Genomic DNA, 21,982 nt, shown 5'->3' on the forward strand with positions numbered 1-21,982 from the left:
CTATGGAGTCAGCGACGTTTAACGGCCTCCCGGCCGAACTCACGCCGTTCGTCGGTAGGCGAGCCGAGACGGAAAACCTGCGGTCCCTCCTGTCAGAACAACGTTACATCCTCATCGTGGGCATGAGTGGTGTTGGGAAAACCAGGCTCTCACTCCACCTCGCCGGTATGGTGCAGCGGGCTTTCCACAACAACGTCTATTACGTCCAGGCAGGTACGTTGACCACTCAGGCGGACCTGATTGCGGGAATCGCCTCGGTCATCGGAGCACCTCCGACCAACTCAGTGGAAGGGATCGCGCTCAAGCTCAAGCAGCGCCCCGCGCTCGTCATCATCGACGGCGCGGACGCGCCGGACCTCGGTCTGGCCCAGCTGGCCTCTGAACTCCTTCGACTATGCCATGAACTGAAACTCGTCGTAACTGCACGGGGAAGGACACACCTGGCGGGCGAACGAGTCTTCACCCTCGGAGCGTTGCCGGTCCCCACTCCCGATTTTGTGGAGGGCCAAGGCGTCGACCGCGCACTGGCCCTCGACTCTGTCGAGCTTCTCGTGGAAAGCATTCGACAGTCCGTACCCGCCTTTGAAGCCACTCGCCGGAACGCAGAGGATCTGTTCACCATATGCCGCCTCACTGCTGGGATACCGAGCTACCTCGAAGCTGCAGCACGAGCCCACGGTGTGCTGGGTGCGCGGGGTCTCGCTCGAACCCTGAGCGAACAGTCACTGACCCTGGATGAGTTCACTTCCCCCCTACTACGCAAGGATGTGATGCGGCAAGCCTTTGAACAGGGACTCAAGCGGGTTGAGGCAGTGGACAGGTCCCTCTACCTCAAGCTCGCCCTCTTCCATTCGCCATTTGACATCCAGTTTGCAGCTGAAGTCTTCGCAGAGGGGGACGTGGGGGCCACCGCCCCGTCTATGGCCCGACTCGTGGACCAATCGCTCCTCACCGCGCAAATGGTCGATGGGGAACCGCTATTCAGCATGGCAGCCCCATATCGTCACCTCGCGTTGCAACAACTGCGATCCACCGACGGCGCAGATGCGGCAGGTCGCCTGCTCCGGGAAAAGCTGATCAGTCATCTGCACAGTGCCGGTGAGGAGTGGTTCTCGGAAAGCCAACTTCCATCGGTCCAGTTCTTAAACCGTTACACGGCAGAAGTCACTGAGCTGCTAGATGAACTTTCGCGCACGCCTCGCGACGCTCATCTGGCCTTAAATCTAATTTGCGGCCTGCGGTACTACTGGCAAATTCGTCCTGTCGTCCCGTGGCCGCGTGCACGGGACTGGATTAACGCAGCACTCAAGTCCACCCACATCCCCGATACCGCCCGGCTAAGAGCACTTCAGATGGACGCATATATAGCCTTCTACGAGAACGATCTTGAGGAGGCCGGAGCGCAATTACGTCTGGCAGCAGCATTGGCGGCTGATCTACATCCAGAGGCGAAAGACCTTGTCTTCGGAATCTTCATCGACGGACTCCTTCAGTTCGGCCGGGGAGAGCTGGCGGCTGCCGAACGTTCGTTTCGTCAAGTGGCCAACGTTGCCATGGCCGGCCAGCGAATGTCGGACCAAGTAGGCGAGCGGTATTGGTTCCTGGCTATGACCCTGCTGGCCAAGGGAGATCTATCGGGGGCGGAACAGCAGGTACAGGAGGGCCTGCGGTTCTGCGAAACTCATGGCGACGTCTGGGGACGCGCCTACACAATGTGGCTCCTTGCACTGTTGCTGCTGCGTCGCGGAGAAGAAGAAAAAGCATCCAGAGTCCTCAACCAGGCAACCGAAGTCCTGTTGGCCTATCAGGACAGAACGGGACTAACTCTTGCAGCCCAACTCATGGCAACGATCGCTCTGGGCCGCGGCGACCACGACTTTGCCGCTCGCATCACCAGCACCCTCCCCGATGGGGGCAAGCGTCCGCCGATGCTTATAGGCGAGATCGACATGCGACGTCTGGAAGAAATCAAAGCAGCCGTGGGCTCGGCTCCCTTCAAGCACCAGCACCTAGCCACTCACGCGTTCTCAGTCCCCGAAGCGATCAGCCACGTGCTTTTGCAAAAGGATTTGCAAGAGGACTCCAGCCAGCGTCCCAAACTTGCTCTTGACCCAGCGGGCCAGCTGAGCGCCAGGGAATGGGAGATCGGGAAACTAGTCGCGGAGGGACTCGGAAATCCCGCCATCGCGACCCGGCTCGTCATCTCTCGTCGAACGGTCGAAGGACACGTCCAGCGGATCCTAGGAAAGCTTGGCTTTAAGTCCCGCAGCCAGATCGCAGTGTGGGTCTCGGAACGACGGAGGACAGAACCGGCAGCGGTGCAAGGTCCACACTTACCCAAGAAGATCGGTGGCGGATAAGCGGGCGGCGCTGCGGAAAGCAATCCTAGCCACGCCGAGGCTCAATCCCAAGTAGGGTCACCGCACAGACTGAAGGTTTGTTCGGTGTCTTTATGAAGGCATGGCTGAACATGTGAAGGGTGTTCCGGTTGACCTCAGAAGAGTGGTGGGCAATAAGCGCATGGTGCATCGCGGTGCTGGGGCAGCGCGGTGCACTCGTTTGTTTCCGTGCGGACAAGCAACCGCCGTACGGATATGGCTGGCGTCTGTCGCCCCTCTGTTGACGATGTGGACAGGCCTTTCACACCTAATGAGGAGCGCATCTGCAAAACCTACGCGAGCGTCAGTGCTGCTATTCGAACGCAAGCTCGACACGGCGCATCACGTCGACGATCTGTTCCCGGTTGTACTCTGCCTTAGGTCCAGGAACGTAGCGGACATGGCGCAAGTTTCCCCGGTAGCGGAAGCAGCCGTGGCGCCGGTAGAGGTCCCAGTCCACAGGGCCGCCCCGTTCTAGGCCTACGCTGATGCCGGTGAGTGGGCACATGCCAATGAGCTGATGGACCTGTTCGAGAACGGCGACCTCGGCACCGTTGACCATGAGCCCAATACGCCAACGCACGTGGGAAAGTGTTGTGAACTTGGCGCCTACTGCCGTCGTACCGACAGCAAGCGGGGTCCGGATGTGAAACATCCGGCCGTAGCAGTTGTAGCTCAGCTGCAGGAAACCGTCCTCGATGTAGAGGACGTAGCCCCCGCCCTGGTCGCCATGCGCCACCAGGACTCCGCAGTCGCCGTCCTGGAACTTAAGGTCGACTTCGATGGAGAAGGACCTGAGGTTGATCAGCTTTGAGGACCGGTAGCGCTCAAGTGTCGGCGATTCGGGGCGGAGCGTGACCGGTTCCTCCATCGGCAGTTCGGTGGAGGGTCGGACCAGCTGCATGGCGCCGTCGTCGTCCAACGGGAAGACGCTGTTCATCCAGGCGGCCGCCTGCCACCTTTGCTTCAATTCGCTGAGCAGGTCACGATGCTGATTGGCGAGATTTACTGTCTCGGCAGGGTCGACATCCAGGTTGTAGAGCTCCCACTCGTCGTCCTCCCAGCCTGGACCGGTCCTAAGGGGGGACAGAGCCTTCCAGCAGCCCTCAATGTACGCACGGCGCCCCACCAGCTCGAAGTACTGGCTGCGGGACTGGCCGGCGGTTGCCGATCCGGATTCCAGCACCGCGCGCAAACTCCTGCCGTCCTGATCTGGGGCGGGGAACCCACCCCAGGTCTTCGGGCGTGTGACGCCGGCAAGGTCCAGCATAGTGGGTGCGATATCGGTAACATGCGCGAACTGGCGGCGGACACCATCGTCATCTGCAGAGCGCGGAAGGCCTGCGGGCCAGGAGATAATGGCAGGGACATGGACGCCGCCCGCATAGGTATGCATCTTGTACTGCCGGAACGGCGTATTGGAGGCATAAGCCCAACCGCGGGGATAGTGTACGAAGGTCTGTGGCCCGCCAATCAACGAAGGGTCGCGGTCCACATCCGATTCCCAATCGTCGGGCAGGAGCGAGCTGGACGTGAACTGGCTGAAGTAGCTGCGGGTGCCGCCCGGGCCGCCTTCGGCCGAGGCACCGTTGTCGGAGGTGAAGACGAAGATCGTGTTCTCAAACTCGCCAGCCTCTTCCAGATGTCGGATGAGGCGGCCAAGGTTCTGGTCGGTGTTGTCGACCATGGCCGCGTATACCTCCATATAGCGCTCTAGCAGCGCGCGCTCGTCCACCCCGAGGCTCTCCCACGGTGCGACGTCGAAACCGGTCTCGGCGTTGCGCGGAGCGCATTCGGTGCCCTCGGTGAAGAGCCCCGAGGCGAGCTGCCGGGCGAAGCGTGCCTTGCGGACCTCGTCCCAGCCGGCGCCGTAGTGGCCGCGATATTTGGCAATGTCGGCCTCCTTGGCCTGCAGCGGCGCGTGCACCGCCTGATGGGCGAAATAGAGGAAGAACGGCTTGTCCGGGTCAGACTGGCGCAGTTCAGTAACCATGGCCATTGCCCTGTCCGTCAATTCGTCGGTCAAGTAATAGTCCTCGGGGAAGCTGTCGATGCTGACTTGGGAGTTGTCGCTGACTAGCCGGTGCGGATGGAACAGGGACGTGAAGCCGTCCATGCAGCCGAAGTACCGGTCGAAGCCGCGCTGGCAGGGCCAGGAGGATTTATCTGCGCCGTCGTGGAGGCGGCTCTCGCCGGTTAGGTGCCACTTGCCGACCATGAACGTCGCGTAGCCTGCGGCCCGGAACGATTCCGCAACGGTGGGCACATTCGCGGGAATCTCCATGGTCGAGTGCGGGAAACCCGGGTCGATGTGCGGTACGAAGGAGAAGCCGACGCGGTGGTTGTTCAGTCCGGTTATCAGGGAAGCCCGGGCCGGGGCGCACATCGGCGGGGTGTGGTAGTTGGTGAATCGGTAGCCACCCCCGGCCAGGCGGTCCAGGTTCGGCGTGTCGATTTCGCTGCCGAACGGGCCGATGTCGCTGAAGCCCACATCGTCCATCAGCATAACGACGACGTTCGGCGAGCCCTGGATCGGACGCGGCTTGGTTGGCCACGCCCGGACGGATTCGGAGGCCCGCTCCCGCACGATCCCGAGAAATCCTTCATTGTCTCGGGCGGGTAACTGTTCGTCACGGCGCATGCTGATGTCCTTCCTGTCGATTCTGAATTCGGCGGTTCGTGTTTGGACACAGCCGGCGTGCCGAGCTTGGTCTTCGCGCTGGTAGCGGATCCGTCCTAGATGGGATCCAACGGACCGCAACCGGATCTGCCCGCGGAGCGTGCTCGACGGCCCAAGAGGGGATAGAACGCCCCTCTCCGTCCGAGATGTCGGCATTCCTGTTGTTTAGGCGGAGTCGCTCTTTTTGAGTTATTGTATTACGAACTTACAAAGTAATGGATGAGGTTGGTCATTTCCAGCTGTCATGGCAAGACGCGTCAAGGAGTAATCGTGAACACGGACAGGGACGCGGAGTATGAAGTCGTCATAGTCCGCTACGCCTCACGGCAGACAATGCGCAGCCAGGTCTACCTGAACTACCACCTGTATGGGGAGCCGGACGGCCCGATCGGAATGGACTACTACTTCTGGGTCATCCGCAATAGCCACCGCACCTATGTCGTGGATACCGGCTACAGCACGCTCGGCGGGAATAACCGGAACCGCGGCCACCTGATCCATCCCGGCGAAGCGCTGCGGAAGCTCGGCGTCGACCCGGACGAGGCGACGCTGATCCTGACCCACGCGCACTACGACCACGCCGGCAATGTGGACCTGTTCCCAAACTCGACGGTGATCGTGCCCAAGACGGAGTTCGATTTCTGGACAGGGCCCTATGCGCGGCGGCTGCAGTACCGCCACTCGGTCGAGGGCAGCGAGATCGACCACCTGCGCACCGTCTACGAACAGGGACGGATGCAGTTCCACGCCGGGCAGGAATTGCTTGCTCCGGGCATCGAGATGATTCAGCTGGGCGGCCACTCCCCCGGGCAGGCCATCCTGACGGTCAAGACCAGCGCCGGCACAGTGCTGCTGGCCTCCGACGCCACCCACTACTACGAGGAGCTGGACCGAGACATGCCCTTCCTGGTGGTCGCTGACTTAGAGGCCATGTACGCCGGCTTCGACGAAATGAAGCGCCTGATGGCCGAGCGCGGCGCCATCCTTGTCCCCGGGCATGACCCGGAGGTCCTGGGCCGGCACGAACAGTACGAAGGCGAGCTCGCGAGCTTCGCCGCCTCGATCGGCCGTCTGCCGCAGCCCACAGCAACAACGGAAAAGGAACTCGTATGACCCCCGCGCTGAGTGACGACAGTCCAGCCCTGCCGCTGGATGGATTCAGGACCGGCTTTATCGGCCTAGGGAATATGGGCGGACGCATGGCTCGCTGTCTGGTAAATGCCGGCCAGCCGGTGCTCGGCTATGACACCCGTCCCGAAAGCATCGAGGCGGCCGGCGCCACCTCGGCCTCGTCCGTGGCCGAGGTGGTAACCTCCTCCGACATCGTCCTGCTGTCCCTGCCAGAGAGCAGGATCGTGGAGGCCGTGGTGCTCGGCGAGGACGGCGTGCTGGCCCATGCCCGGCCCGGCCAGGTCCTGGTGGATCTGAGCACCTCCGCCCCCTCCTCAACCATCCGGCTGCATGCGCAGCTGCTGGAAAAGGGCATGACCCTGATCGACGCCGGCATCTCCGGGGGCGCGGCCGCGGCCGAGAAGGGCGCGCTAACCCTGATGACCGGCGGTGATATCCAGGTATTAGAGCGCATCCGCCCGGTGCTGGACGCGTTCGCCGCGCATATCTTCCACTGCGGCGCCGTCGGCGCCGGCCACACCGCCAAGCTGCTGAACAACTTCCTGAACGCAATTGCGCTCTCGGCGACTGCCGAAGTGATGGTCGCCGGCCGTAAGGCAGGCCTGAACTTGGAAGTCCTGCTCGAGGTGCTCAACAACAGCTCGGGGGTTAACTTCGCGACCTTAAACCGGTTCCCAAAGATCATCCACGGCGACTACCTCAAGGGTGGACTGACCAACTCGCTGATGATGAAGGACGTGTTGGCCTACGTGGACCTGCTGTCCGGCCTGGGCGTGGCAAGCCCCAACTCCTCCGCTCCGCTGGCATCCTTCGGACTGGCGCAGCAGATGGGCTATTCCGACCAGATCAGTAACACCGTCGTCGACGCCATCGGCGACGTCTCCGGCGGTGTCCGCCTCCATAACAGCACCTCGGGCACCGACACCTCCACTGCAGGAAAGGACAGGGCATGAAACTCATCCACGGCACCGAACAGGCCGGCACCGCTGGCAAGACCGGCTCACAGTTCACCGGAATGGTCTACAACTACCTGACCCTGCCCTCCACCGACGGTGTCACCATCAACACCGTCAATTTTTCGCCCGGCGCCCGGACCTACTGGCACCGGCACGAACACGGCCAGATCCTCCAGGTCCTCGCCGGCGAAGGCCTCGTCTGCACCGAGGCCGACGGTGTGCGGGTGCTGCACACCGGTGACACCGTCTGGTGCCCGCCGGGAGAACGGCACTGGCACGGAGCCGCCGCCGGCGCCTTCATGACACACACAGCCGTCTCTCTGGGCCGGACCGATTGGGCCGAAGAAGTCAGCGATGAACAATACGGCGACGCATCCGCGGCGCAGGAAGGCTAGTAACAATGACCAGCGACAAGACTCACCGCCAGAGTTACGAGGACGGGCTTGCCGCCCGGCGGGAGGTGCTCGGCAACGCCCACGTGGACAAGTCCCTGAGCCAGGTCAGCGAATTCGCCCGCCCCGTGCAGGAACTGGTCACCGAGTACTGCTGGGGCGAAATTTGGACCCGACCGGGCCTGACCCGGGCCACCCGCAGCATGCTCAACCTGGCCATGCTCACCGCCCTGAACCGCAGCCACGAACTGGCCGTCCACGTCCGCGGCGCCCTCACCAACGGGGTCACCGAGGAAGAGATCCAGGAGGTGCTGCTCCAGACGGCCATCTACGTCGGCGTGCCTGCAGCGCTGGAATCCTTCCGCGTGGCCGAGCAGGTCATCAAGGAGTTCAAGGGCCATGAATAACCCCGGCTGCGGCCTGCCTTCCGTCGGCTTCATCGGTCTGGGCAATATGGGCTCTCCCATGTCCGCACGGCTGGCTGCCGCGGGCTATCGAGTCACCGGCTTTGACCTGGACCCCGGCGCGCGGGCCAGGCTGGCTGATGCCGGCGGAACCGCCGTCGAAAGCGCCGCCGACGCCACCCTCGGCGCCGACGTCGTCATCCTGATGCTGCCCAACTCCGCCGTCGTCGAGGCCGTCCTGGCTGAGCCGGAAATGAAGCAGGCGTTGGCGCCTGGCACCACCATCGTGGACATGAGCTCCTCGGATCCGTTGTCCACCCGCAGGCTGGCCGGCGAACTCGCCGCGGTGTCCGTGATTCTGGTCGATGCGCCGGTGTCAGGCGGAGTCAAGGGGGCCCAAACTGGCAAGCTGACCATCATGGCCGGGGGTCCGGAGTCGGCGGTGGCGCAGATCGGTCCGTTGCTGGCACACCTTGGTAGGGCCCGCCGCGCCGGCGAAGTGGGCGCCGGGCACGCGCTCAAGGCCATCAACAACCTGCTCTCGGCCACACACCTCCTGGCCACGGCGGAAGGTGTCCTAGCCGGCGAGCGCTTCGGCCTGGAGCCGGGGTTGATGGTCGAGCTAATCAATAGCTCCAGTGGCCGCAGCGGCTCTACGGACAACAAGTACCCCAACTTCATTCTCCCGGAGACCTTCGATTCCGGGTTCGGCCTGCGTCTGATGCTCAAGGACATGAAGATTGCCACGGACTTGGCTCGGCAGTTGGGCTTCTCCAGCAGGCTGGGCGAGCAGGCGGTGGCCCTCTGGGAGCAGGCGGCCCAGGATCTACCGCCCGCTGCAGACCACACCGAAATCGCCCGCTGGACCGCCGCAGCCGCCCGGGCCGGCCAGGAACAAGGAGAATAACCATGAGCCTCAATGCAGAGAAGCAACGCATCAAGGACGAGATCATCGCCATCCATGGCAGCTGGGACGAGTCCTGGCAGTCCATCTTGGAGCTGCGGTCGGGATTCCTGGCGGCCTACGCGAAGTTCGCTGCCGTTCCGTGGAAGAAGAACCACCTTGATGCCAAGACCAGGGAGTTAATCTACCTGGCCGTCGATGCCGCGGCGACGCACATGCACACCCCGGGCGTTCGCCAGCACATCCGCGCCGCGCTGGCCCACGGCGCCACCCCCGCCGAAATCATGGAGGTCATTGAGCTGACGAGCACGCTAGGAATCCATGCGATGAATATCGGTGTCCCGCTGCTGGTCGAGGTGCTCGAGGAAGCCGGTCTGCGCGATGGGCCCGAACCGCTGACGGAATACCAGGAGGAGCTCAAGGCCCGGTTCACCATGAACCGCGGCTACTGGCATTCGTTCTGGGACGAGATGCTGGAACTGGACCCGGAGATCTTCGAGGCCTATACGGATTTCTCCTCCGTGCCGTGGGAAACCGGCACCTTGGAGCCGAAGGTCAAGGAATTCATCTACGTCGCCTTCGACGCGGCCGCCACCCACCTGTATGTCAAGGGCTGGAAGCTGCACATGAAGAACGCGATCGGCTACGGCGCGACCAAGGAAGAGCTGCTTGAGGTCATGGAGATCGCCAGCGTCATGGGCATGCAGGCTGCCACGGCCGCCTTCCCGATCCTAGCCGAAGAGCTGGCCCGGGCCGGCAGTACCGCGGGTGCCGGCAGTGCACCCGAGCCAGTGCGCTAAGGGCTCGGGCTGAGCACCGGGTAACCATGCCGACACCTACCAATTCTCTGGCCGAGGCTTGGGACGCCAGTCCCGTCGGCCGGGTCGCCGCCCCCCTGCGCGAGCAGGTGACCGCCGCCCTGCGGGAGGCGATCCTTGACTTCCGGCTGAAACCGGGCCGGCGGCTGGTGGAACGGGAACTGATCGAGCAGCTCGACGTCTCCCGCACCACGGTGCGGGAGGCACTGCGGGAGCTGACTGCCGAAGGACTGGTCACCATCGTGCCCCAGAGGGGCGCCATCGTCACCGCTCCGTCGTGGGATGACGCCAGGGATCTGTACGAGGTCCGGGCCGCTTTGGAATCCCGCCTCGTGGAACGGTTCGTGGAGCGGGCATCGAGATCGCAGGAGCTGGCCCTGGCGGCAGCCGTGGAAAGCTTCGCGGAGGCATCCACACGGGAGGCCGGGGTACATGTCGCGCTAACCGCCAAGGACGTCTTCTACGAAGTGCTCCTCGCTGGCGCCGCCAGCCCTGCCCTCCAACAGCTCACCGAGAGCATCCAGGCCCGAGTGCGCGTCCTGCGGGCCACCTCGATGTCCATGCCTGGCCGCAGCAGCAAGGCTGTAGACGAACTGCGCGGCGTCCTCGCAGCCATCCAGTCTCGGGACGGGCAACAGGCGGCGGCCCTGTATGTGGAGCACGTGCGCCAAGCTGCTGAGACCGCATTGCAAAACATGCACGAATTCGACGACGGGCTTCAGCCCGGGAACGGCCAGGAATCATGACCGAGAGCCTCTACTCAAGGTCCGCCCTGTCCACGGGAATCGGAGCCGCGCCCACATCAAACGAACTGGTGGCGCGGGGATCGCGACGCAGGGCCTCTACGGCGAGAAAAGCCATCAAGCGTTCGTTCGCGGAAGCCGGCCGATACAACATCCTGCTTCCGCTCGATACGGCGAGTTCGAATACGGGTTCGCCACGCTTTTGCGGGCCGGTGGAAATTTGGCAGGCGGTCCAACTAGCCGCCAAAGCCGTGGACCTAGCCTTCACCACCGCGGTTCGAGCGACCAGACGCGGCCCACGACTGGAAATGCACCACCGGAACGTGTCCATGTACACGCACATCGCTGCGCGGTCGACGCCATCTACGCTTCCACGGCCCGCTTGATGCTGGACGAAGCGCCGGACAACCTAGGCGGTCGCGCACGCCCGCCACAGCAAACCCTGGACCCCAAGACCAGCTCAAGAAAGAGGAAACACCCATGACACACGCCGGACTGAAGAACAAAGTCGCAATCGTCACCGGCGCCGCCGGCGGCATCGGGCGGGCCACCGTACAGCGGTTGGCCGAAGAAGGCCTCAAGGTGGTCGCCGTCGACCTGGACGTCGAAGCGGCCGAAAAGACCGCGGCGGAACTCCCCGGAGAGATCATCGGCGTCGGCGCCGACGTTGCCACAGAGACCGGCGTCGGACACTACATGGAAGAAGCCCTGAAGGCCTACGGCCGGATTGACTTCCACCACTTGAACGCTGGGATCGCCGGATCGTTAGCCGACCTCGTCGACGTGTCCGTCGAGGAGTGGGACAAGGTCATGGCCGTCAACCTGCGCGGCCCCTTCCTTGGCGTCCGGGCTGCCTTCCGGCAGTACCTGAAGACTGGCACGACCGGTTCCATCGTCGTCACCGCTTCCATCGCCGGCCTTCGCGGCAGCAACGACCTGCTGGCCTACACCACTTCCAAACACGGCGTGATCGGTCTGGTTCATGGTGCTGCCGTCTACGGAGGACCGATCGGAGTCCGCGTGAACGGCATCGCCCCTGGCATCGTGCCCACCAGCATCTTCGGCGAGGCGGGCCGGGCAGATATGGTGCGCCGCGCCGGCACCTCGCCGCTGCGCCGGGCCGGAAGGCCCGAGGAGATCGCGGGCTCTGTGGCTTTCCTGTTCAGCGATGACGCCAGCTACATCACCGGCGAGATCCTCTCCATCGATGGCGGCGCCAATATCCAGAACACGAACCGCAACGCCGGCGGCGCCGGTCTATGGGATGTGGACATCACTGACGCGAAGATCCTAAAGCTGCACGGTGTTCCGTCCAGCTAGCCTTTACAAGGCCCCCGCTCTCGCGCCGATACAAGGAACCTGCCCGGATCGCTACCTCGACCGGGCTGCTGGCGAACGAAGCGCTCTCCCTCTCCGCCGAGGCCCTCTAGATCCTGCAGCAGATGGCCGATGGGACTGGCCCGGCCGATGGTGTATGCGCTCCGGACTGTGACGGCCGCTCCTGCAATCGAATCCCTCACCTTGGATCTGTCCTGCATCCAAAACCTGGGCAAGGGATCACGTTTTCCAGCTGGGAGTCCTTACGGATCAGAATTGCCCTGACCTGGCCCGATGCCCCTAGTTTCCGGCCAGGCGCAGCGGTGGCCCGCTTCATTAGAAGACGCCCGCCGAGATGCGGATGTCTCAAGTGACCTTCGATGACAGAAGTATGATCGTATGACAGAATGACGAAAAGTGTCGTTCTAACAGTAAGGTGAACCCATGCGTGCCGCAGTGCTCCGCGAATTCAACATCCCGATTACGGTGGAAGACGTCGATCTCTTGGACCTGGACCCGCACCGTGTCCTGGTGCAGACCAAGGCGAGCCCCTTCTGCTCCACGGACGTGACCAGCTTTCATGGCAACCTCGGTAAGGTCCCGCCGACCATCCTTGGCCACGCGTCCACCGGTGAAGTCATCGAAGTGGGCACCCAAGTCGAGGGGATCAGGCCGGGGCAGCGGGTAATCATTCCCGGAACCCCCGAATGCGGCAACTGCTACTACTGCGGCATCGGCCGCCCCGACCAGTGCTCGGAGCTGTTCGATATCGGCGGCATCTACCCCGACATCGCGAGAACGGCCGAGGGGCTACCAGTCTCCGCCGCCGGCTGTGTCGGCGGATACGCGGAAATCATGAACGTCTCGAAGAATCAGGTGTTCCCCGTGGAGACGGACTTGCCCTATGATGTCCTGTCCCTGCTAGGTTGCGGCATTACGACGGGGGTTGGCGCGGTATTCAATGTCGCCAAGGTCCAGCCGGGTGATTCAGTGGCCGTGGTCGGTTGCGGACACCTCGGCCTGTGGGTTGTACAGGCAGCCAGACTGGCCGGAGCGGGCCGGATTATCGCCCTCGAACCCCACGCCGGGCGCCGCAGCCTCGCCGGGGAGCTCGGAGCGACTGATCTCGTCGATCCGTCAGTTCAGGACGCCGCGGACGCGGTGAAGTCCTTGACCGCGGGTCGGGGTGCGGACATCGTAATTGAAGCCGCGGGCTCTCCGGATGCCCAGCGCCTGGCTCTGGAGGTCTCCCGGCGCGCTGGGACCGTGGTCTTTAGCGGCTTGGACCAGGCCGGCGCCGAAGTAAAACTGCCGCAGATCCCGCTAGCAGTGCAGAGCAGACAGCTTTTGAGCACGCAGAACGGCAACGTCCGGATGCGGCGCGACCTGCCGCGCTACATCTGCCTGCTTGAACGCGGGATGTTGGACGCCAAGCCGATAATTACGTCCCGTTACTCGCTGGATGACATCAACCTCGCACTGAAGAAATCGGAAAACCTGGACGACTTGTCCGGCATCTTCGTCTTCTAGCCCCACTGCGCCGCCGCGGCCCCGGCAAGCCCGTCCTCGCCGAGCCTCCGACAGGGACTATGCGGCGACCAAAACGATAACTGTGATCTCTTCCACATTCGTTACCCATATGCGTATGATCGTCGTACAAAATGATCGGCTGTTGATTCTCATTGGAGAGGAACCCCATGACCATGCTTCCCTACCGGACACCCCGCCCGCGATTCACCCGCTTCATCGCCGCCCTCGCCGCTTCCTCCGCCCTCGCTCTTTCGGCATGCGGCAGCGGTGCCGGCCCTTCCACCGCACAGCTTGCAAGCGACGTAGACCCCCATGCCCCGGAGGTCAAGGAGATCACCGGCCTCACGTTCCGAGCCCCGATTGCGGCCGGTTTCATCCAGGCAGAAAAGGGCGGGGTCGCGGCGGACTATGGACTGTCCCTGAAGACCGAATGGATCGAGAGCAGCGCCACTGCGGTCTCCCAAGTGGTCTCCGGGGATGTCCAAATCGCCCAGTCCAGCTACTTCGGGGTCATTGACGCCGCCCGGCAGGGCATCGACGTAGTCATCGTCAGTGAAAGCTACGCCAGCACCCCGGGCGTGCAGTCCCTGGAAACTATGCCAGATTCGGGCATCAAGGAACTGAAGGACCTGATTGGCAAGAAAGTTGCCGTCGTCTCGCTGAACAGCAGCCATGCCGTGAAGATTAAGGACTCAATGATTGAGCAGGGCCTGGACCCGAATGAAGTGGAGTTAGTGGAACTGCCGTACGGAGAGGTACCAGCCGCGCTACAGCAGGGCACTGTCGACGCTTCGAGCGCCACGGGAGCCATTCTTGCCCAGGTCAAGGACAAGCTCAACACCGTTACTGTCTTCGACTACGGGGAGGGCAAGTACGAGGGTATGGCCGAGTCCGGATGGATCATGAAGAAGTCCTTTGTCGAAGAGAACCCGAACACCGTGGCGGCACTGCAGTGTGCGCTGCTCAAGGGCACGAATGCGGTCAAGGATGAGGCCACTTACAAGGCGGTCCTGAAGGAAGACCTCGAATTCAACGACGAGGCCATCGATGCGGATGTCTCCCCCACTTGGGGTGCCGAGATCCGTAAGGAGCCGCTGCAGATAAATGCAGACATGCTGCACGCCATCGGCGCCATCGACGAGGAATTCGACGTCTCCAGCATCACTCTCCCCACCCCCACCAACTGCGACTAGGCCGGGCCGGCCAGCGAATCCTGGAGTAGCGAGCCAGTAATGATAATGTCCACTGAACGACCGCAAGCTGGTACCCGGGGAAACGGTTCCCGGGGTACCCGGAAGGCGGCCGGACGTAGCAACCCTTCCGGTGGCACCCGGAAGCGGAACAGAATATTGGCAGGGACGGCCGGAGTCATCGGCCTCGGCCTGGTCATCGAAGTCGTTTCCCGGGCCGGACTAGTGCACCCGGACTTCCTGCCCCCGTTCTCCACGGTGCTACGGGAATCGGTGCTGATTTGGGGCCGGGAAGATTTCCGCAGTGATGTCCTGTCCACCTTGAGTTCGTACCTGCTCGGCCTAGGCCTTTCGGCCCTCATCGCCGTCCCCCTGGGCGTGCTCTTCGGCCTCTCGGATAAGGCCTACAGGGCGTGCCGCGCGGTCGTTGAACTGATCCGGCCCATCCCTCCGGTGGCGCTGATCCCGCTGGTCGTACTGGTTTTCGGCAACGGCCTGCAGATGAAGCTGGTAATCGTCATCTTCGCCGCCGTTTGGCCCATCCTGTTCAACACGATGTACGGGGTGCACGACGTCGACAAGCAGGGCAAGGAAATGGCCCGCAGCTTCGGTGTCGGCCCTGCCGGGGTGACACGTAGGGTGGTGCTTCCCGGGGCGGCACCATTCATCGCCACCGGTATTCGCGTGTCCTCCTCTATCGCCCTGATTGTGGTCATCACTGTGGAACTGATTGCCGGCGGCGCCGAGGGGGTCGGCGCTTTCATCGCCCGTTCCCGCGCCTCGGGCACGGAAGTCGAACTCGTGTATGCCGGAACGCTGATGGCAGGACTGTTAGGCCTGGTGATGAACATGATCATGAACGCCGCGGAACGTCGCTGGTTTGCCTGGCAGACGACGACGAAGGGAGCCTGAGCAGTGTCCACCACCGTCAAAGAAGTTCACGTCAAGGCGAAGACTGGACAGATCTCAGGCACCGCCGGACGCGTCGGCTCCCGGCTCGCCTACAGTTCCGGATTGCTCGTGGTGCTGCTGCTCCTCTGGCAGCTTGGCACGGCACTCAATCCGTCCCCCTTTTTCCCCACCCCGCTGAAAATCGGCACCCACGCCTGGACAATGTTCTTCAGCACAGCCGGCGGCGGTCTGGCCACCGAAGCCATGACGGTTCACACGTTTCAAACGCTCGGACGGGTCCTGCTCGGGTTCGTGCTGGGCTCGGTCACGGGCGTTTTGGTGGGGACGGCGATCGGGCTGTACCGGATACTCCGGGACGTCGCCGATCCCGTGGTGGAATTCCTGCGTTCCATCCCGGCTACCGCAACCCTGCCGTTGTTTATAGTGCTGCTCGGCGGCGAGGACAGCATGCGGGTCGCCTTCATCGCGTATGGCATTTCGTGGTTCGTGCTGATCAACACTGCAAACGGGGTGGGCTCGATCCACCCCACCCAGTTGGCCATGGGCAAGGCATTCCGGCTCTCGAAACGCCGACAGCTGACAGGCATCATCCTCCCGGCTGCCCTGCCGAAGATCTTTGCCGGGCTGCGGCTGGCGCTCACCGGCGCCCTGATGTTCGCCATCGTGTCCGAATTCATGCTGTCCACCAATGGGATCGGGTTCCAGCTCATCCAGTCCCAAGCCCGTTTCCAAATCCTGGACATGTGGTCCTGGATGCTGCTGCTGGCAGTCCTCGGCCTGCTGCTGAACACCATGCTGGAAATCACCGAAAACCGTCTGCTGGCCTGGCACCGTCTGGCCCGAAGCTAAGGACCGGAACAATGAATACCAATGCCGTCCCCGGCACGCGCGAAACCTTAACCGCCGGCAGCACCGCAGTTACGCCACTGCTCAAGGTCGACAAGGTCACCCACACCTACGGATCGGGCCCTGCGGCCCACACGGCCCTCAAGGAATTGTCCTTCGAGGTCTACCCTCAAGAGTTCGTCTCCATCGTCGGACCTTCCGGCGCCGGCAAAACGACGCTGCTACGCACACTCTCGGGCCTGCTGACACCGACCAGTGGCAGCGTGAGCATCGCAGGCAAAGCTGTCATCGGCGTCCCCGACGGCATGGCCATGGTCTTCCAGGACTACAGCCGTTCCCTGCTGCCTTGGCTGACCATCGAAAAGAACGTCGCCTTCCCGCTTACTAAGGACAGCGGCACGGCCGCCGAGCGCAAGGCCCTCATTGAGGAAAGTCTGGAAGCGGTGGGACTGCAGGGCTTCAACAACCGCTATCCCTGGCAGCTCTCCGGCGGCATGCAGCAGCGCGTGGCCATCGCGCGTGCACTGGCCTACCGGCCGCGGTTGCTGCTGATGGACGAGCCCTTTGCGTCGCTGGATGCCCAGACCCGGGCAGAGCTGGAAGACCTGGTCCTGACCCTACGCCACCGCTACGCCGTCACCGTCCTGTTCGTCACGCACGACATCGACGAAAGCGTCTACCTGGCGGACCGGGTCCTGGTGCTCTCCAAAGCCCCGGCCCGGTTGGTGGAGAACATCGAGGTCACGTTGCCAGAACCGAGGGACCAGATCTCCACCAAGGAAACCGAAACCTTCGTCCAAATTCGTGGACACGTGGCACGCCTGATCCGCAGCGGCGGCGATCTGCCCCAAGCGAGTTGATCCGATGCTCGAAATCAAGTCGGCGATCCTGGAAAAGTTCGGCGTCCCCTTCGAGATTCACGACGTCAGCTTGAAGGATCCGGTAGCGGGCGAAGTAATCGTGCGCACCACCGCGGCCCCGTTCTGCTCCACGGACTGGCTGGGCTGGAAGGCAATGCGGAACAAGCAGCCGCCGGTGATCCTCGGCCATACGGCCGTCGGAATCGTGGAGCACACCGGTACCGGGGTTACGGGCGTGGAGACTGGGGACCGGGTCGTGGTGGCCGGAACCCCGCAGTGCGGCGAGTGCTTCTACTGTGAAATCGACCGTCCCGACCAGTGCGCTGCCCTGCTGGAAATGCCGGAACCGCTGGTCGCGGTAAAGCAGGACGGGACCGAGGTTCGCGCAGCCGGACGAGTCGGCGCCTATGCCGAGTACATACTCGCGAACCAGAACCAGATCTGGAAGCTCGAAAGCGACTTGCCGGCCAGCCAGCTGAGCCTGCTCGGCTGTGGGATCACCACCGGTCACGGAGCGGTCTTCAATGTCGCCCAGGTGCAGCCCGGACAATCCGTCGCCGTAGTCGGCCTCGGCCACCTCGGCCAGTGGATGATTCAGTCTGCCCGGGTGGCCGGAGCCGGGACCATTATCGGCTTGGACCTGGTGCCTGGGAGGCGCGCGCTTGCCTTGCAACTGGGGGCCACGCATGCGTTGGACCCGGCGGACGGAGACCCGGTTGAACAGGTCAAGGCACTGACCGGAGGTCGTGGCGTCGACGTCGCCCTTGAGGCGGCCGGTCCGGAACAGGCCGTCCAGCAGGCAGTCATGATGTCCCGCCGGGCCGGCACCGTTGTGCTGACAGGCGTCCAGCAGTTCCAAGCCGAGGTCTCGCTGCCCCAGCTGGCCCTGGCGATCCAAGGCCGCAAGATCATTGGCTGCCAGAACGGGCAGAGCGTCCTAGGCCGTGACATCCCCCGCTGCGTGGAACTGATGGAGAGCGAACGGTACCTCGCAGCCCCTATCGTGACTGCCGAGTATGCCCTCTCCGAGGTGAACGAGGCCATGTATGCCTCCGGAGAGCTGCGGGACCTTAGCGGAGTGTTCACCTCATTCCGCTAGCGGTGTTTAGGTAAAGGGCATCTCCTGTTGCCCTGCTTGCCTTTGTCATTGTGACCGGGCCCTGGCCACTGTCCAGCGGACAGGCACGTCCAGCTGATCCAGGTCACCGGAGAACCTCTGGCCATGGGCGTCACCAATTTTCTGGTGCGCGCCTCGAAGTTCTCCCTGGCCTTGGCCCCGCCCGGCTCCACGACCTCGCCGGCTATTCCGGCTTGGGGTGGACGGCGCTGGGTGCCAGCATCACCGGGGTCGCGCTGCCAAGCGCAGCCGTCCTCAGCCATGAAATTCCTGCTTAAACGACCATCGAATGGAAGGATCGAAATGATCACCCATACCGTCATCTTCCGACTGAACCGTCCGGCCACCACCGGACAGCGCAAGCAGTTCCTTGAGGCACTGGAGGACTTCGGTCGCGCGGCACCGCACGCCACCGGCCCGGCGTTAGTGCATGCCGATCTGCAGCTGCGGCCGGAAGGCCGGAGTGTAAGCGAATTCCTCATGGAAGTACGCTTCGCCGACCCGGACGCGTTCAAGAACTACCTGAATGACCCCAAGCATCAGAGGCTCGTCACCGACGTGCTGGTTCCGCAATGTGAGTCATGGCTGTCAGTCCAGGCTGAAACCAACTGAACGGATCGGGCGCACCAATGGACCACGTCAGACTTGTGACCACTGGCCTGAACGTTTCAGACTGGCGCTTGGGCGCTTGACCTACGGCGATTCGGCACGGGGGGCCTCACAGCTGGACCTTGGGTTAAGCAGAAAACCGGCCTCTTATCCGGCAGGCGCTGGGAGCCGGCATCAACTTTTTGGACACCCCCAACGTGTACTCCGATGGGAGCGGCGAGGAATCCTCGTGCGGGCCTTGGCCGACCTTGCTCGGCGTGACGAAGTGGTGATTGCCACCAAGGCGCACAGACGCAAGCGGCCGGATCCGACATCATCCACCGCTGGGATCCGCACACCCCCATCGAGGGGACGCTCGAGGCTCTACACGACGTGGTCAAGGGCGGCAAGGCCCGGCACCTCGGCGCCTTCTCGATGTGGGGTTGACAGTTCGCAAAAGCCCAATGCATTGCAAGGCCTTCACGGCTGGACGCGCTTTGTGAGCATGCAAAACCACTACAACCTGCTCAACCGCGAGGAGGAACGCGAAATGCTTCCGCGTTGCCGTCACCTGGGCGCGGGCGTCACGCCGTGAAGCCCGCTTGCGCGCGGCCTGCTAGCTCGCCCTAAGGGAAGTAGAACGGCACGGCGGGAATCCGATCACTTCGTTAAGCTGCTGTATCAGGACAATGACCGCAGCATTTTCGGGGCGCGCACCAAGGTTTGCCGATGCACGCGGGTTCAGATGACGCATGGCCTGGGTACTCCGCCAGCCAAGCATCACCGCACCCATGATCGTGGCCGGCAGGCCCGACCAACTGGAAGAAGCTGTTTCCGCCCGAAGCCTACAGTTGTCCCGGGAGGAAGTCGCTGCCTTGCAGAGGGCGGATGCTTCGATCGTTTGGTCTGGACTCCGCGGGACATAGGCTATGGGCGAGAAACGCTGTCTAAAAGACAATAGTACTGTTGCCGTGGCGGGCGATACGGTCTTCGCAGTGCCAGGCGACGGCGCGGGAGAGGACCTGGCGTTCGACATCGGCGCCGCGCCGAACGAGATCCGTTGTGGTCTCCGCGTGCGAAACCCTAACGACGTCCTGTTCGATGATAGGGCCTTCGTCGAGGTCCTGTGTGACGTAGTGAGCCGTGGCCCCGATCAGCTTCACACCGCGGTCCTTGGCCTTCTGGTAGGGGCCGGAGCCGATGAAGGCCGGCAGGAAGGAATGGTGGATGTTGATGACCGGGCAGCCCAGCTGATCCAGGAACTCGCCGGAGAGTACCTGCATGTAGCGGGCGAGCACCACCAGGTCCGCGTTGCCGTGGAGCAGTTCGAGCTGGCGGGCTTCGGCTTCGGTCTTGGAATCTTTGCTTACGGGAATGTGCACGAACGGGATCCCGAAGGGGCGGACCTGTTCGGCCAAGTCTGCGTGGTTGGAGACCACCATGGTGATGTCAGCGGCCAGCTCCCCCCGCCGCTGCCGCCAGAGCAGGTCCAGCAGACAGTGGTCGGTCTTGGAAGCCAGGATGGCCACCCGCTTGGGCCGGGAGGCTTCGGTCAGTGTCCAGCTGGCACCAAACGGACCAGCAATGCGCCGGTCCAGCTCGCGTTCTAAGACGGGCACGGCAGCAGCGAGTCCTGGCAGGTGGAAGACGGTCCGTTGGAAGAATTCCCCGCCCTGTGGATCAGTCGAATACTGATCCAGAGAGACGATGTTGGCACCGTGGTCGGCCAGCAACTGTCCGACAGCTGCTACTATTCCCGGTTGATCGGGGCAGCGCACCAGCAGCCGCCCCACCTCCCGCGCCGACGGTGCTGACCCGACCGTAGCCGGAACAGACGCTGATGCGGGTGCCTGTTGCATGAGTGTGTTCACGAAGATTCCTGTTTTGGTAGTAGGGCGCCGAAGCCTGTGCGACGGAGGTTGGAGGCCGCGCCTAGACGGCAACCTGGCCTAGTTCGCTGCGGCGGTTGTCCTGCTTGTAGGGCGCCGGGGCGACAGTGGCGCGGATTAGCTTCTGTCTCGTGCCAGGTTCTCCCCATAGGACCTTGACTCCCGTCCCGGCCTCCGCGTAGCGAGGGTGCACATAGGCGAGCGCGAGCACCTTCCTGAAGTAGTAGCTGTAGCCGGGGGTGGTCGAAGTTCCCACGACGGCGCCGTCTTCGTCTTGGACGGCGTCAGCCCAGGTGAACCAGCGCTGTTGCTGTGGAATGTCAAGGAACGCGTACGGTGCGTCCTGCCCGAAGAGCGAAGCGTAGACATCCACGACGTCCTCACTGTTGAACTCCAAGGTGACCCGCACCCGCTGCGGATCGGCGATTTCCTTCTCCAGCGCCTCCCGCCCGGTGAACTCATGATCGAACTTAACGGACTTGCCCCAGCCCATCGACACCGGCGACTGCAGGTAGTCGTTGAGATCGTCGCTTTCGAAACTGCCGCGGACGGCCGTCTTCAGCCCGTAGCGGTCAAAGTGCTCACCTACCCACTCCTGGAAGCCCTCCGGGCCGGGCGCTTTGAGGTAGTGCCATCCGCCCGTCGGGAATGAGGCCTCCAGGTGGTTGATCATTGCCGTGCGGCGGCCGAGCCTCCGGATTCCAAATTCTTCGCCAGTTTCGAGAATGGCACTCATGACCTGCTCTGCATCTTCGGCTCGGCCATGGAATTCAAAGCCAATTTCCCCCGCCATTCCTTGGCGTACGGCGTAGACCGGCGAACCTGCAATGGTGACGTCTCGGAAGTGCATGAACTTGATGTCCGTCAGGTCCTCGCCCGTCAGCTTCTGGCTCAGAGCCAGCGCGGAGGGGCCGGACACTTGAAACTGGAACGTCTTCTGTTCACGCCAAGTCACCTCGTAGCTGCCTTGCGCCACCAGCCAGGCCGAATAGTGCGCCGTCGCGCCCTGGGTGGCGAACCGGTCCTCGGCCAGTCGGAGCAGGACTCCGTCGCAGATGACCTTGCCGTTGTCATCACACTGAACCAAGTGCTTGGCTTGGCCGATGGCGAACTTTTCGAAGCTATTAATGCTTGAATCCCTGAACACCTTCAGGGCGTCCGGCCCCTCGATGACCACATCCCAGAGGAAGGACCAGTCCCCCACATAGCAGGTCGTTTTCCAGGACAGCTGCTCGTCCTGCCAACTGCTGAATTCCGGTCCGCCCCAGCCGGGGTGGTATGTGCCGTGCTCCCGGCGGTGGGCATCAATAAAGGGGTGCGCCATTGC

At 63.1% G+C, this 21,982-nt stretch carries 20 protein-coding genes; 17 read left to right on the forward strand and 3 right to left on the reverse strand.

Annotated features, from left to right (window positions below; genetic code table 11):
• The first annotated feature begins 2 nt into the window (after window positions 1-2).
• On the forward strand, window positions 3-2,360 hold the full coding sequence (locus ACMX2H_RS03030) for an ATP-binding protein (RefSeq protein WP_414958910.1): 2,358 nt from the start codon (window positions 3-5) through the stop codon (window positions 2,358-2,360).
• A gap of 331 nt (window positions 2,361-2,691) precedes the next feature.
• On the opposite strand, the gene ACMX2H_RS03035 is transcribed toward ACMX2H_RS03030, so the two are convergent.
• Window positions 2,692-5,019: an arylsulfatase gene (locus ACMX2H_RS03035; RefSeq protein ID WP_414958911.1), complete on the reverse strand. Its 2,328-nt coding sequence runs from the start codon at window positions 5,017-5,019 to the stop codon at window positions 2,692-2,694.
• 309 nt (window positions 5,020-5,328) lie between these two features.
• Here ACMX2H_RS03035 and ACMX2H_RS03040 point away from each other — a divergent pair, with 309 nt between their 5' ends.
• The 16 genes from ACMX2H_RS03040 to ACMX2H_RS03115 all read left to right on the forward strand — a co-directional run bounded on the left by ACMX2H_RS03040 (window position 5,329) and on the right by ACMX2H_RS03115 (window position 19,213).
• Window positions 5,329-6,171 (forward strand): N-acyl homoserine lactonase family protein, encoded by an 843-nt coding sequence (locus ACMX2H_RS03040; protein ID WP_414958912.1) that lies wholly within the window; start codon window positions 5,329-5,331, stop codon window positions 6,169-6,171.
• Complete coding sequence (locus tag ACMX2H_RS03045) at window positions 6,168-7,142, forward strand: NAD(P)-dependent oxidoreductase (RefSeq protein WP_414958913.1); 975 nt, start codon at window positions 6,168-6,170, stop codon at window positions 7,140-7,142. The genes ACMX2H_RS03040 and ACMX2H_RS03045 overlap by 4 nt, the downstream gene beginning before the upstream one ends.
• Window positions 7,139-7,540 (forward strand): cupin domain-containing protein, encoded by a 402-nt coding sequence (locus ACMX2H_RS03050; RefSeq protein WP_136787535.1) that lies wholly within the window; start codon window positions 7,139-7,141, stop codon window positions 7,538-7,540. The genes ACMX2H_RS03045 and ACMX2H_RS03050 overlap by 4 nt, the downstream gene beginning before the upstream one ends.
• A 5-nt stretch (window positions 7,541-7,545) precedes the next feature.
• On the forward strand, window positions 7,546-7,944 hold the full coding sequence (gene pcaC / locus ACMX2H_RS03055; RefSeq protein WP_136787536.1) for a 4-carboxymuconolactone decarboxylase: 399 nt from the start codon (window positions 7,546-7,548) through the stop codon (window positions 7,942-7,944).
• Window positions 7,937-8,848: an NAD(P)-dependent oxidoreductase gene (locus tag ACMX2H_RS03060; RefSeq protein ID WP_136787537.1), complete on the forward strand. Its 912-nt coding sequence runs from the start codon at window positions 7,937-7,939 to the stop codon at window positions 8,846-8,848. Before pcaC ends, ACMX2H_RS03060 begins: the two co-directional genes overlap by 8 nt.
• Window positions 8,849-8,850: 2 nt before the next feature.
• Window positions 8,851-9,645 (forward strand): carboxymuconolactone decarboxylase family protein, encoded by a 795-nt coding sequence (locus ACMX2H_RS03065; protein ID WP_136787538.1) that lies wholly within the window; start codon window positions 8,851-8,853, stop codon window positions 9,643-9,645.
• Between the two features lie 26 nt (window positions 9,646-9,671).
• Window positions 9,672-10,409 (forward strand): GntR family transcriptional regulator, encoded by a 738-nt coding sequence (locus tag ACMX2H_RS03070; RefSeq protein ID WP_136787539.1) that lies wholly within the window; start codon window positions 9,672-9,674, stop codon window positions 10,407-10,409.
• Between the two features lie 477 nt (window positions 10,410-10,886).
• Window positions 10,887-11,726, forward strand: coding sequence for an SDR family NAD(P)-dependent oxidoreductase (locus ACMX2H_RS03075; RefSeq protein WP_136787540.1), 840 nt, complete (start codon window positions 10,887-10,889; stop codon window positions 11,724-11,726).
• A 441-nt stretch (window positions 11,727-12,167) separates the two neighbouring features.
• On the forward strand, window positions 12,168-13,253 hold the full coding sequence (locus ACMX2H_RS03080) for a zinc-binding dehydrogenase (protein ID WP_136787541.1): 1,086 nt from the start codon (window positions 12,168-12,170) through the stop codon (window positions 13,251-13,253).
• Between the two features lie 167 nt (window positions 13,254-13,420).
• Window positions 13,421-14,446: an ABC transporter substrate-binding protein gene (locus ACMX2H_RS03085; RefSeq protein ID WP_136787542.1), complete on the forward strand. Its 1,026-nt coding sequence runs from the start codon at window positions 13,421-13,423 to the stop codon at window positions 14,444-14,446.
• 156 nt (window positions 14,447-14,602) lie between these two features.
• The gene (locus ACMX2H_RS03090) at window positions 14,603-15,355 is read left to right on the forward strand and encodes an ABC transporter permease (RefSeq protein WP_169304059.1); all 753 of its coding nucleotides are present in this window, start codon (window positions 14,603-14,605) and stop codon (window positions 15,353-15,355) included.
• Window positions 15,356-15,358: 3 nt separating this feature from the next.
• Window positions 15,359-16,204 carry an ABC transporter permease gene (locus tag ACMX2H_RS03095; RefSeq protein ID WP_414958914.1) on the forward strand — a complete coding sequence of 282 codons (846 nt, stop codon included), beginning with the start codon at window positions 15,359-15,361 and terminating at the stop codon, window positions 16,202-16,204.
• An 11-nt stretch (window positions 16,205-16,215) separates the two neighbouring features.
• The gene (locus ACMX2H_RS03100) at window positions 16,216-17,061 is read left to right on the forward strand and encodes an ABC transporter ATP-binding protein (RefSeq protein WP_205754533.1); all 846 of its coding nucleotides are present in this window, start codon (window positions 16,216-16,218) and stop codon (window positions 17,059-17,061) included.
• 4 nt (window positions 17,062-17,065) lie between these two features.
• Window positions 17,066-18,160: a zinc-binding dehydrogenase gene (locus ACMX2H_RS03105; RefSeq protein ID WP_136787545.1), complete on the forward strand. Its 1,095-nt coding sequence runs from the start codon at window positions 17,066-17,068 to the stop codon at window positions 18,158-18,160.
• Window positions 18,161-18,283: 123 nt separating this feature from the next.
• On the forward strand, window positions 18,284-18,790 hold the full coding sequence (locus ACMX2H_RS03110) for a Dabb family protein (RefSeq protein WP_414958915.1): 507 nt from the start codon (window positions 18,284-18,286) through the stop codon (window positions 18,788-18,790).
• Window positions 18,791-19,129: 339 nt separating this feature from the next.
• Entirely contained in the window at window positions 19,130-19,213 is an 84-nt protein-coding gene (locus tag ACMX2H_RS03115; RefSeq protein ID WP_414958981.1) for a hypothetical protein, read from the forward strand.
• A gap of 500 nt (window positions 19,214-19,713) precedes the next feature.
• Here ACMX2H_RS03115 and purU read toward each other — a convergent pair whose 3' ends face one another.
• Both purU and ACMX2H_RS03125 read right to left on the reverse strand, forming a co-directional pair.
• Window positions 19,714-20,625, reverse strand: a complete 912-nt coding sequence (purU, locus tag ACMX2H_RS03120; RefSeq protein ID WP_136787565.1) for a formyltetrahydrofolate deformylase — start codon at window positions 20,623-20,625, stop codon at window positions 19,714-19,716.
• Between the two features lie 73 nt (window positions 20,626-20,698).
• Complete coding sequence (locus tag ACMX2H_RS03125) at window positions 20,699-21,979, reverse strand: glycine cleavage T C-terminal barrel domain-containing protein (protein ID WP_136787547.1); 1,281 nt, start codon at window positions 21,977-21,979, stop codon at window positions 20,699-20,701.
• Between the last annotated feature and the right edge of the window lie 3 nt (window positions 21,980-21,982).

It is taken from the genome of Arthrobacter sulfonylureivorans (assembly GCF_047607445.1).
Lineage (GTDB): Bacteria > Actinomycetota > Actinomycetes > Actinomycetales > Micrococcaceae > Crystallibacter > Crystallibacter sulfonylureivorans_A.